Below are 11,957 nucleotides of genomic sequence, written 5' to 3' on the forward strand. Positions count from 1 at the left end.
TCCTCCTGCTATTGTCCGCAGGCTCGCTCACTGCCACCCAAGGAGTTTTCGATGTTCAAGGACTGGTCGCTATCCGCCGTGACCGCGGGTTTTCTGGCAGTACTGATTTCCTATTCCGGTCCGCTGGCGATCTTCTTCCAGGCCGCTCAGAGCGCCGACATCTCGAGTGGCATGATGACCTCGTGGGTGTGGGCAATTTCCCTCGGTGCAGCCGTCTCAGGCATAGGGCTCAGTCTGTGGCTCAAGGTACCGGTAATCACCGCCTGGTCAGCACCTGGCACGGCGCTGCTGGTCACGCTGTTCCCCGGGCTTTCCCTCAACGAAGCAATAGGCGCTTACCTCACCGCTGCCGTGCTGATTCTACTGATCGGCATCACCGGCACTTTCGATCGTCTGGTGCGGGCCATTCCCCCCGGCATCGCTGCCGGCATGATGGCAGGCATCCTGTTTCAGTTTGGACTGGGGGCTTTCCAGACCATCGAGTCGACGCCGCTACTGGCAGTGGGCATGCTCGCCGCCTATCTGGTCTTCAAGAGTCTAGCCCCGCGCTATAGCCTGATACTGTTGCTGATCACCGGCATCATGCTAGCGGTGGGTCTCGAGGGTGCATCACTGGAAGGCGTACGCTGGACACTGGCAACCCCAACCCTGATCACTCCGCAATGGAGCTGGCACGCGACCTTGAGCCTGGCACTGCCACTGGCGCTGGTCAGCCTGACCGGACAATTCCTGCCCGGCATGGCCATCCTGCGTGGAGCCGGCTATAAGTGCTCGGCACGCCCTATCCTCACCGTCACCAGCCTCGCCTCATTGCCAACAGCGCTGTTCGGTGGCATCACCACCGTAGTGGCAGCCATCACCGCAGCAATCTGCACCGGCAAGGAGGCGCATGAGAACCCCGACAAACGCTATGTGGCCGGTATCGCCAATGGCGCCTTCTACCTGATCGGTGGCCTGTTCGCCGGCACCATCGTCACCCTGTTCACCACCCTACCAGGCGCATTCATTGCGGTGCTCGCCGGGCTTGCACTGATCGGTGCCATCACCAGCAACCTCAGCGTGGTCATCGACGCCAGAGACCACCGCGAAGCCTCGGTCATTACCTTCATGGCCACCGCCTCGGGAATGAGTTTGCTCGGCCTCGGCTCGGCGTTCTGGGGCATGGTGATCGGCGTAGTGGCGTATCTGATCCTGCACAGAACGCATCGGGTCAAGACACCGCAAACCGCATCCGCTACTGGGCAGGAAAAGGGATAAGAGGGTCTCATGAGGTCAGCATTTACGATGATCCAACCCTCCATCCCCAAACGAACCTACTAAGTCCTGTGGACGCGCCTGCAGGATCTGTATTTGATGAGCGGCTATATTGCCCAGAGTCAGGCCTGATACCCCTCTTGTACCTGCGAAGTCCGCTCACCGCGAGTCACCAACTTGCGCAGTGCCACGTAGAACACTGGCGTGAGGAACAGCCCGAACAGCGTGACGCCCACCATCCCTGCGAATACCGCCGTGCCTGGCGCCTGCCGCACTTCAGCTCCAGCACCACTGGCCAGCATCAGCGGCACCACCAGCAACCTCAGCGTGGCCACCGATGCCAAAGACCACCGCGAAGCCTCGGTCATTACCTTCATGGCCACCGCCTCGGGAATGAGTTTGCTCGGCCTCGGCTCGGCCTTCTGGGGCATGATGATCGGCGTGGTGGCGTATCTGATCCTGCACAGGACGAATCGGGTCAAGACACCACGGACAGCGTCCGCCACTGGTGGGAAGGAAAAAGGATAATGAGGCCTGGTCGAGCCCTTCACCCACAGACGAAGCTACTATAGCGTCACTGAAGATCTGGCTGCTCTAAACCGGCGCGAACCAATGGCCATTGCTGGCTGATCGACCTCGAGTGGTTACCCGTCCTGACGATCTCACCCGGCCACGTCGATAACTATCTTGCCGACATGATTCCCGCTGGCAAGCCGTTCGTACGCCTCACGGTATTCCGCGAACGGATAAACTCTATCAATGACTGGTTTCACTTCATGCTGGGCCATTGCAGCGAGCAGCGCTTCGAAATTCAGTCGAGGACCGATAGCCGTACCTGCTACCCGGAGAGAACGCGAAAGGATGTCGATAGGAGGCAAGCCACCACCGAAGCCGCTGGTGAACCCAACCACCACAATCTCTCCTCCAATTCGGCACGATGCCGCAGATTTTACGATGGTTTTCTCTCCCGCGATATCGATAACCTTATCGACACCCTTGCCATGAGTCAGTTCAAGGATCTCACGATCCCAGTCCGGGAAGGTGCGGTAGTTGACAACCGATTCTGCGCCCAACGCTTTCAGTTTCTCGGCCTTTTCGTCGCTAGAGGTGATTGCCAGAACACGCGCTCCGAACATCCGTGCCACCTGGAGAGAAAATAGCGCGACACCGCCCGTCCCCTGAACCAGTACTGTTTGACCGGGCTGAAGGGGCGACAACAAACTGAGGCCTGTCCAGGCCGTAACCGCTGCACAAGGCAACGATGCCGCCTCTACGTACGATACGCAATCGGGCAGATGCACAATGGCGTTTTCGTGTACGAGAATATACTCACTTAACCACCCGTCTGCTGATATTCCCAAGCTGTTCGAATGGTACTCTGCGTGCATAGGGCCACCAATCCAGTGCGGATTGCAGCTTGCCGTGACCCGGTCGCCAATTTTGGTACGGGTTACATGGTCTCCAACAGAAACGACCTCTCCAGCACCGTCTGATAGAGGGACACCATTTTCCTGGGTTGGCCCGCCATATTGGCCATCCAATATCGCTTGGTCACGAAAGTTAAGGGAGGCAGCGTGAACCCGAACCAGCACCTCATGGTTTCCTGGAGTAGGTGTCGATTCGTTGTGCAGCTCCAATTCTGGTTCGTCACCATTAGTCCATCTTACGGCTTTCATTTCTCTTTTCCTCAAGTGGAACAGTTAGGCATGCCTACAGCATCCGGGGGCATGGATCACTTGAAATGCCGATTTGTCAGGTCAGGCAGGCCAATTCAAGGAGCGATTGAGAGCGACGATATCAGTGTGGGACGGAGTCGCACCGAGAGTCCCAAATTGCTCAGGCAACTGAGCGCGCTTCCCAGGTGCTTCACCTTCCACTGCAGCAGCCAGAGCTTTGCGCATTGTCTCGGCGTCCCAGTCGCAGCAGTAAGCCGGCGTTGACGGTTGCTGTCGCCACGACTCCTCCAGCGTACCGCCATCGACCGGGTCGAAACCGATATCGGCTACTAGCCCCATGACCATGCGTTTTTGCACGGCATTGTCACCGGCTACCGCGATGGCCAGGCGATCTTCCGTCCCTTGTGGGCGTCCCAGGTTCGCCAGTGAATGCGCCAGAATGTTGTTGAAGGCCTTGATCACGGGAAAACCAAGCTGTTCCGAGACCCATACGCTCTCTACCTGCCCCGCATCAATTTCGGGGATCCGAGAATCGCCTAACTCCGGGTAGTAGTTGCTGGTAGTGACGATTGGAACTGTCTGGGGGACCCCATCGAAGAGCGATCTGGGTAGCCTGGCAATGCCGGAGAGCGGGATTGCCAGGATAACCAGCCCTACCCCATCGACCGCGCCACGAGTGTCGACAGCCTCAGCGCCGATTTCTTCCGCGAACGGCCGAACGTCGTCAGGGCCCCTGGAGTTTGCAACACGAACCTGGTGTCCCGCAGCGATTAACTCTCGGGCAAGCGTACCGCCGATATTGCCGATACCAATTACGCCAATTTTCATTTCTGTACCTAGCCTCCGCAGCTGCTTTTCCAGCAAAATAGAGACGAACAAACACAAAGACAAGAACCTACCAAAAAGTCCAATACCCACCTGGAGGTAAGTATGGGGGATCGAGATTGGCGCTGCGAAGATCCCAATCAGCAGCTCATCTGGGCGACCGCAACAAGCGAGACCTTGAGAGTGCTTGAAGGGAAATGGAAGATCGTCATTATCTGTCAGCTGTTTGCGGCAAAAGCGCCGTTGCGGTTCTCAGAGCTGGAGCGACGTGTCGAAGGGGTAAACCAGAAGATGCTGATTCAACAGCTCAGACAGTTGGAGAAGGATGGCATTGTTACGCGGAGGGTCTACCCACAAGTGCCTCCCAAGGTGGAGTACACGTTGACCGAGATGGGAGTCGCACTCGGCCCTTCGATAGAAGCGCTTATTGATTGGGCCTTTATGCGCCGCGCAGCACTTGACCACCAAACCGAAAATACATGATGAGAGGCAGCCATGGTGTCACCATAAAAGGTGGTGTCATGGAACGACTAGCCATTGGTGCCACGGGCAACCTATTTTCTACGATCCTTGGTCGAAGATGAGGCACGTTGTGCTTGCATGAGCGTATAGCTTGCCATCGGGTCCAAGGATCCGACCTTCTGCCGTCGCCACCTGGCGTCCACCGTGAACCAACCAACCTTCCGCGCGTACCAGAGGTATCGCCTCGGTGAGAGCTCGGACAAGATTGAGCTTCAGCTCCAGGGTCGTGTAACCCTTGCCTGCATCCAGAGTCGAATGCACTGCACATCCCATCACTGTGTCGAGCATCGCCGCATACCAGCCGCCGTGCACCGTGCCCATCGGATTGTAGTATTTCGAGCCCGGCCGTCCGAGGAATACCGCATGTCCAGGCTCGATACTGACGGGAGTGAAGTCAAGCGTGGCTGCCATCGGAGGGGGCGGCAGCTCGCCGGAGAGGAGCGCTTCGAGTATTTGCAAGCCGCTACGTCCGACAACCTGAGCAGGAGACGCCACGCCAGGAACAGTCTGCAGGCGAGCACGCACAGCCACTTCCTCATTTTGCCAGAGAGCAAGCGTTTCTTCAGGGTTCATCGCGTCGATTGGTGCAGTCATGGTATCAACCTCTTGAATTATGTGTGCTCCGGCGAGTGATGACTGTTGCGACATACACGAATATCGAAGGTGTTAGCCTTGTCGCTTGTCACATCGTTTGATCAAACGCTGGGGCATCCATGCAGGACGCGAGAAAAGAGAAGCCTGATGCGGTCAGCGTGGCGTCGCCCATATGAAGATCCTGGAAGTCTAATTGGTCCAATCCCGCACGATGCTGATTCGCCTGTCATGTGGCACGTGCCTGGGCGACGCGTCCTTCCGCCTGCGCGATGTCCAGGTCCTGTTCGAAAGCCCGGGAAACGAAGCGCGCTAGTAGGGGATCATTGGAATCGCCCCACCATGCCTGTAGAGCTCATGTCTCCCCTTCGCTCGACATCCCTCTGGCCGAAGAAATGCGCCAGCAAGGTGGTTTCGGTTGGCCTGTAGCTCGGTCCAACTACGAAGTCCATCAAGACCCTGACACCCAGCAGAAAGGCGAGAGAGCGGGAGCACACAGACATGAGTATCTCCGGAGAGCAGAATTGTTCACGTGACTATAATCCAATATAGTCACTGGTTGTCAAACAACGTATCAAGGTATGGTTTTCTCATGAGTGAAATCTCGTCTACCACCCCGCAGTCACGTGGCCCCGCCGACCACAGCGTTCGAGAACAGATCGTGGAGGCTGCCGAAGAGCACTTTCGTCACTATGGTTATGGCAAGACCACGGTCTCCGACCTGGCCAGGGCGATTGGTTTTTCCAAGGCTTACATCTACAAGTTCTTCGATTCCAAGCAGGCCATTGGTGAGGCCATCTGCTCCAGGACCTTGAATACGATCATCGTGTTGGTCGAGGAGGCTGTGGCTGACGCGCCCACGCCGACGAAGAAAATCCGTAGCATGTTCAATTCCCAAGTGGCTACTGCCACGAGCTTGTTCTTCAATGATCGTAAGTTGTACGACATCGCGGCGCACTCTGCCGGTGAAGGATGGCCATCAGCCCGGGCCTATGCGCATCGCATCGAGCAGATCCTGATGGAAATCGTCCGTGAGGGGCGCGAGAGTGGCGAGTTCGAACGCAAGACGCCATTGGACGAGACGGTGCATTCGATCTTTCTGGTCATGCTGCCTTATGTGAATCCTCTTCTGCTCCAGCATAATCTCGACCTCATTGAGGAAGCGCCGGTGCAGCTTTCGAACCTGGTACTACGCAGTCTGGCTCCTTAGTGAACCCGACTAGTGACTATTTACAAATATAGTCACTAGTCATAAACTGGAGATATTCGCTTTTCCGGAGATCTCCATGTTCAAGCGTCGCGATATTTCATTCCTCGCAGCCGTCGGCCTGCTGCCGATTGCCTTGGTAGCGTGCAGCGATGCCACGTCTTCAATCGATCCGCGAACGCAGGATCCTCTCGTGCGAGTGACGACGGTGACGGCCCAGAGCCACGCGGAGCGCTCATTCACAGGGGTTGTTGCGGCGCGGGTGCAAAGCGACTTGGGCTTCCGGGTTCCCGGCAAGGTCACGGAACGGCTGGTCGATATCGGGCAGACCGTCGAACGTGGCCAGCCGCTCATGCGGATCGATGATACGGACCTGAAACTCGCCACGCGTGCCCAGGAGCAGGCCGTTGCTGCAGCGGCGGCGCGGGCGCACCAGACCGCGCAAGATGAAGCACGCTATCGAACACTCGTTTCCAGGGGCTCCGTTTCTGCATCAGCCTACGACTCCGCCAAGGCAGCTGCTGATTCGGCGCGGGCGGAGCTCAACGCGGCCGAGGCTCAAGCCGATGTAGCCCGTAACGAAGAAGACTATGCAGTCTTGCTAGCCGATGCAGATGGTGTCGTGGTGGAAACCCTGGCTGAGCCGGGGCAAGTCGTCGGTGCTGGACAGGCTGTCGTGCGTGTGGCGCACGCCGGACAACGAGAGGCGGTCATCGAGCTCCCCGAGACCCTGCGCCCCATTCTCGGTTCCCTGGGTCAGGCAACCTTGTACGGCAGCGGGCTGACCGGCCCCTCGAGTCTTCGCCAGCTGTCGGACTCTGCGGACCCTTTGACTCGAACTTTCGAGGCTCGGTACGTGCTGGAGGGGCCTCTAGCAGATGCACCACTAGGCTCGACTGTCACCATCCAGATTCCCGACAGCCGCTCTACATCAGCACTGCAGATACCGATGGGCGCGATTCTTGACCGAGGAAAGGGGCCTGGCGTATGGCTGATCGAGGGATCCTCTCCTCAGGTTACCTGGCATGCGGTGCAGATTGCCGCACTGGGTGAGGAATCAGCATCGGTCGTTGGCGGTCTCAAGGCCGGAGACCGTGTCGTGGCACTCGGTGCGCATCTACTGCACGAAGGTGAACAGGTACGACTTCCCGAGGATGCAGCAGAGTCCGATGTGGCAGCCAATGGTGGGGTGCGGCCATGAGCGGCTTCAATCTCTCGGCCATCGCTGTACGCGAGCGCGCTGTCACCTTGTTCCTGTTGCTGGTGATCTCGGTTGCCGGTGTGATGGCATTCCTTGAACTGGGCCGAGCGGAGGACCCGGCCTTCACGGTCAAGCAGATGACCGTTGTCACAGCCTGGCCGGGAGCAACCGCTCATGAGATGGAGGACCTCGTCGCCGAAAGATTGGAAAAGCGGATGCAGGAACTCCGCTGGTATGACCGGACAGAGACCTTCACACGACCGGGACTTGCCATCACGACGGTCTTCCTGCTCGACAGCACCCCTCCCGCTGATGTTCCCGAGCAGTTCTATCAAGCCCGTAAGAAACTCGGTGACGAAGCTCCAGATCTACCGCGTGGTGTCATTGGTCCGATGGTGAACGATGAGTACGCCGACGTGACCTTTGCTCTCTATGCTCTGAAGGCCAAGGGTGAACCTCTCCGCATGCTTGTCCGCGATGCGGAAGCTCTGCGCCAGCAACTACTTCATGTGCCAGGCGTAAAGAAGGTAAACATCATCGGCGAGCAGGCGGAACGCATCTTTGTCGAATTCTCTTCAGACCGACTCGCAACCCTTGGAGTGTCTCCGGAGGATATCTTCACCGCACTCAATAGCCGAAACGTCATGACCCCCGCAGGCTCGGTTGAAGCTGAGGGGCCGCAGGTCTTCATCCGGCTGGATGGTGCCATCGACGACCTGGAAGATATCCGCAACACCCCCATCACGGCACAGGGCCGCACACTGAAACTGTCTGATATCGCGGAGGTGAAACGCGGCTATGAAGACCCGGCCACCTTCCAGGTTCGCAATAACGGTGAGCCAGCGCTACTGCTTGGTGTCGTCATGCGTGAGGGATGGAATGGCCTCGAACTCGGCAAGGCTCTGGAAGCAGAAACGGCCGCAATCAACGACGAGATGCCGCTGGGTATGAGCCTGACCAAGGTCACGGACCAGTCTGTCAATATTCGTGCGGCAGTCAATGAGTTCATGGTCAAGTTCTTCGTCGCCCTCGGTGTGGTCATGCTGGTGAGTTTCCTGAGCATGGGATGGCGTGTCGGTATCGTCGTCGCAGCAGCGGTTCCCTTGACTCTGGCAGTGGTGTTCATCGTCATGGCGGCCACCGGCAAGGACTTCGATCGCATTACGCTCGGTTCCTTGATACTGGCGTTGGGGCTACTGGTCGACGATGCGATCATTGCCATCGAGATGATGGTTGTGAAGATGGAGGAAGGTTATGACCGCCTTCGCGCAGCGGCCTACGCATGGAGCCATACCGCCGCGCCCATGCTCGCCGGAACATTGGTGACAGCAATTGGTTTCATGCCCAATGGTTTTGCCAAATCGACCGCCGGTGAATACACCAGCAATATGTTCTGGATTGTGGGTATTGCGCTGATTGCGTCCTGGGTGGTGGCTGTTGTGTTCACGCCGTATCTGGGAGTGAAACTGCTGCCGCAGATCAAGGCGCTTGAGGGTGGACATGCAGCGATCTACGACACACCGCGCTATAACCGCTTTCGTCGATTTCTGACGCAGGTGATTCGTCGCAAGTGGTGGATGGCAGGCGGTGTGGTGGCTGCATTCGTGGTGGCGGTGCTGGGCATGAGCGTGGTGAAGAAGCAGTTCTTTCCGACGTCCGATCGCCCGGAGGTGCTGGTCGAGGTTCAGATGCCGTATGGCACCGCCATTGAACAGACCAGTGCGGCAACCGAAAAAGTCGAGAAATGGTTGGCCAACCAGCCGGAAGCCGAGGTCGTCACCGCCTACATCGGACAGGGAGCACCGCGTTTCTACCTTGCCATGTCGCCAGAGCTACCCGATCCATCCTTTGCCAAGATCGTTGTATTGACGGACAACTCAGAGGCTCGTGAGGTGCTCAAGACCAGATTGCGACAGGCAGTAGCCGATGGGTTGGCTCCTGAAGCTCGTGTGCGCGTTACCCAATTGGTGTTTGGCCCTTACTCGCCATTCCCGGTGGCCTTCCGTGTGATGGGGCCGGAGCCTGACAAGCTGCGTGACATTGCCGCGCAAGTGCGTGGGGTGATGCAAGCAAGCCCACTGATGAGGACAGTCAACACTGACTGGGGAGAACGAATCCCCACGCTTCACTTCACGCTGGATCAGGACCGGCTCCAGAGTATCGGTTTGACGTCCAGCGATGTGGCGCAACAACTACAGTTCCTGCTGAGTGGTGTCCCGATCACCGATGTACGCGAAGACATCCGTTCGGTGCAAGTCATGGCCCGTTCCGGAGACCGGCGTCTCGACCCGGGAAGAATTGATGATTTCACTCTGGTAGGCACGGCGGGCCAGCGGATACCACTATCCCAGATCGGCTCCGTGGAAGTGCGTATGGAGGACCCGATCCTGCGTCGCCGTGATCGAACACCGACGATCACCGTGCGAGGGGATATTGCCGACGGCCTGCAGCCCCCGGACGTGTCCACTGTTGTGTGGAAGGAGTTGCAGCCGATCGTTGCTGAACTGCCCGAAGGTTATCGAATCGAGATGGGAGGTTCCATTGAGGAATCCGGGAAGGCCAATCGTGCCCTGCTTCCGCTGTTCCCGATCATGATCGCGCTCACGTTGATTACCATCATCTTCCAGGTCCGTTCGATCTCGGCAATGGTGATGGTGTTCGCTACGGCACCCTTGGGCCTTATTGGTGTCATTCCAACCCTACTGTTGTTTCAGCAGCCATTCGGTATCAATGCGCTGGTCGGGCTGATCGCTCTTTCCGGCATCCTGATGCGTAACACCCTGATCCTTATTGGCCAGATCCGCAGCAACGAAAAGGAAGGACTGGCGCCATTCGATGCCGTGGTCGAGGCCACCGTACAGCGTGCACGCCCCGTTATCCTGACGGCACTCGCTGCCATGCTGGCCTTCATTCCACTAACTCATTCGGTCTTCTGGGGCACTCTGGCGTACACCCTGATCGGTGGAACCTTTGGCGGAACGGTCATGACGCTGGTGTTTCTTCCAGCGCTGTACGCCATCTGGTTCAAGATCAGGCCGATGTCAGTGCCGTAACGCGCTTTCTCGCACATCTGAGCAAGTTTCGGTCCGACTTACACCGCACCACCTTGTACCTGCAAAGGGAGCGAAACCATGAGTCACCGGGTTGAAGTGCAAGTCCCAAACATCGCCAAATACAACGGCAGTGTCGATATTGAATGCGAGATGCTGGTCCTTGGTGCTGGCCCTGGCGGCTACTCTGCCGCCTTCCGCTCAGCTGACCTGGGCATGAAGACGGTCATCGTTGAGCGTTACGCCACGCTTGGCGGCGTCTGCCTGAACGTTGGCTGTATCCCATCGAAGGCGCTGTTGCACGTCGCTGAGATGATTGAGAAAACGCAGTCCTCCAACGACCTGGGAATAACCTTCTCGGAGCCTCAGATCAATATCGACAAGCTGCAAGCGCACACAGAGAAGGTCGTCAGCACGCTAGCCAATGGTCTCGCCAGTATGGCCAAGGGGCGCAAGATCAAGGTGGTCCGCGGCTACGGTAACTTTCTCGACCCACACCACCTTGAGGTCGAAGTCACCGACGGAAAAGGCCAGAACAGGACCGGGGCCAGGAAAGTCATCAAGTTTCAGAAGTGCATCATCGCCGCTGGCTCGGCAGCTGTGCATTTGCCCTTCATCCCTCACGACTCACGCATCGTCGACTCAACCGGCGCACTCGAACTGAACTTTGTTCCCCAGAAGATGCTGGTCATTGGAGGCGGCATCATCGGTCTGGAAATGGCCACCGTCTATTCATCGCTGGGTGCCAGGGTGGATATCGTTGAAATGGCAGATGTATTGATGCCGGGCCCCGACCGAGATGCCGTCAGAATCTGGGAAAGGCAGAACCTACACCGCTTCGGCAAGATCATGCTGAAAACGAAGGCGGCCGAAATCGAAGCAAAAGACGACGGTCTTTACGTAAAGTTTGAAGGTGGGAACGCCACCGCTGAAACCATGAAGTACGACATGATCCTCCAAGCCGCAGGCCGCATCCCGAACGGTAACAAGATAGCCGCCGATAAAGCGGGCGTCATTGTCGATGAGCGCGGCTTCATCCCGGTTGATTCCCAGATGTGCACCAACATGCCACACATCTTTGCAGTTGGTGACATCGTCGGCCAGCCAATGCTGGCCCACAAAGCCATGCATGAGGCACACACTGCCGCCGAGGTTGCTGCCGGTACCAGAGCCTTCTTCGATGCACTGGTTACCCCTGTCGTTTCCTACACCCACCCGGAAGTGGCGTGGGTTGGCTACACCGAAGCGCAGGCGAAGAAAGAAGGGCGCAACGTCGACGTTGCCAGGTTCCCATGGGCCGCCTCTGGTCGTGCAATTGCCAACGGCGCCGATTATGGCTTCACCAAACTGATATTCGATATAAAGACGCGTCGGGTAGTCGGTGGCACCATCGTCGGTCCATCGGCAGGTGACATGATCGGAGAGGTCTGCCTCGCCATCGAGATGGGCTGCGACGTTGTCGATATCGCCAGGACCATCCACCCACATCCGACGCTAGGTGAAACGATTGGTCTGTCCGCAGAAGTCGCGGATGGTTCTTGCACTGACATCCCTCCACAACGCAAGAAACCAACGCACTAGAGATGGTTGTTCATTGCGTGGAAAACCGAGCGCAATGAGCAGCAAGGCCT

The 11,957-nt window shown here is 57.7% G+C and carries 10 protein-coding genes and 1 pseudogene; 7 read left to right on the forward strand and 4 right to left on the reverse strand.

Annotation, left to right across the window (positions count from 1 at the left end):
* Nucleotides 1-51 precede the first annotated feature (51 nt).
* Nucleotides 52-1,257, forward strand: coding sequence for a benzoate/H(+) symporter BenE family transporter (locus AR456_RS12580; protein WP_021817021.1), 1,206 nt, complete (start codon nucleotides 52-54; stop codon nucleotides 1,255-1,257).
* 119 nt (nucleotides 1,258-1,376) lie between these two features.
* On the opposite strand, the pseudogene AR456_RS21625 reads toward AR456_RS12580, so the two are convergent.
* Nucleotides 1,377-1,568, reverse strand: a pseudogene (locus AR456_RS21625) (efflux RND transporter permease subunit); the annotation flags it as partial.
* Between the two features lie 13 nt (nucleotides 1,569-1,581).
* Between AR456_RS21625 and AR456_RS21630 the strand changes: the two are divergent.
* Nucleotides 1,582-1,782, forward strand: coding sequence for a benzoate/H(+) symporter BenE family transporter (locus tag AR456_RS21630; protein ID WP_269465158.1), 201 nt, complete (start codon nucleotides 1,582-1,584; stop codon nucleotides 1,780-1,782).
* Between the two features lie 134 nt (nucleotides 1,783-1,916).
* On the opposite strand, the gene AR456_RS12590 is transcribed toward AR456_RS21630, so the two are convergent.
* The gene (locus AR456_RS12590) at nucleotides 1,917-2,930 is read right to left on the reverse strand and encodes a zinc-dependent alcohol dehydrogenase family protein (protein WP_031208841.1); all 1,014 of its coding nucleotides are present in this window, start codon (nucleotides 2,928-2,930) and stop codon (nucleotides 1,917-1,919) included.
* 81 nt (nucleotides 2,931-3,011) lie between these two features.
* Entirely contained in the window at nucleotides 3,012-3,758 is a 747-nt protein-coding gene (locus AR456_RS12595) for an NADPH-dependent F420 reductase (RefSeq protein ID WP_021820957.1), read from the reverse strand.
* Nucleotides 3,759-3,860: 102 nt separating this feature from the next.
* Here AR456_RS12595 and AR456_RS12600 point away from each other — a divergent pair, with 102 nt between their 5' ends.
* Nucleotides 3,861-4,238: a winged helix-turn-helix transcriptional regulator gene (locus tag AR456_RS12600; protein ID WP_021820956.1), complete on the forward strand. Its 378-nt coding sequence runs from the start codon at nucleotides 3,861-3,863 to the stop codon at nucleotides 4,236-4,238.
* A 78-nt stretch (nucleotides 4,239-4,316) separates the two neighbouring features.
* Here AR456_RS12600 and AR456_RS12605 read toward each other — a convergent pair whose 3' ends face one another.
* Nucleotides 4,317-4,871: a PaaI family thioesterase gene (locus AR456_RS12605; RefSeq protein WP_021820955.1), complete on the reverse strand. Its 555-nt coding sequence runs from the start codon at nucleotides 4,869-4,871 to the stop codon at nucleotides 4,317-4,319.
* Nucleotides 4,872-5,460: 589 nt separating this feature from the next.
* Between AR456_RS12605 and AR456_RS12615 the strand changes: the two genes are divergently transcribed.
* From AR456_RS12615 to lpdA, 4 genes are all read left to right on the forward strand, one after another.
* Nucleotides 5,461-6,078: a TetR/AcrR family transcriptional regulator gene (locus AR456_RS12615; RefSeq protein ID WP_021820952.1), complete on the forward strand. Its 618-nt coding sequence runs from the start codon at nucleotides 5,461-5,463 to the stop codon at nucleotides 6,076-6,078.
* A gap of 76 nt (nucleotides 6,079-6,154) precedes the next feature.
* On the forward strand, nucleotides 6,155-7,276 hold the full coding sequence (locus AR456_RS12620; protein ID WP_021820951.1) for an efflux RND transporter periplasmic adaptor subunit: 1,122 nt from the start codon (nucleotides 6,155-6,157) through the stop codon (nucleotides 7,274-7,276).
* Nucleotides 7,273-10,329: an efflux RND transporter permease subunit gene (locus tag AR456_RS12625; protein ID WP_021820950.1), complete on the forward strand. Its 3,057-nt coding sequence runs from the start codon at nucleotides 7,273-7,275 to the stop codon at nucleotides 10,327-10,329. The genes AR456_RS12620 and AR456_RS12625 overlap by 4 nt, the downstream gene beginning before the upstream one ends.
* A 78-nt stretch (nucleotides 10,330-10,407) precedes the next feature.
* Nucleotides 10,408-11,907, forward strand: a complete 1,500-nt coding sequence (gene lpdA / locus AR456_RS12630) for a dihydrolipoyl dehydrogenase (RefSeq protein WP_021820949.1) — start codon at nucleotides 10,408-10,410, stop codon at nucleotides 11,905-11,907.
* The last annotated feature ends 50 nt before the right edge of the window (nucleotides 11,908-11,957 follow it).

This window comes from Halomonas huangheensis, from assembly GCF_001431725.1.
GTDB lineage: Bacteria > Pseudomonadota > Gammaproteobacteria > Pseudomonadales > Halomonadaceae > Halomonas > Halomonas huangheensis.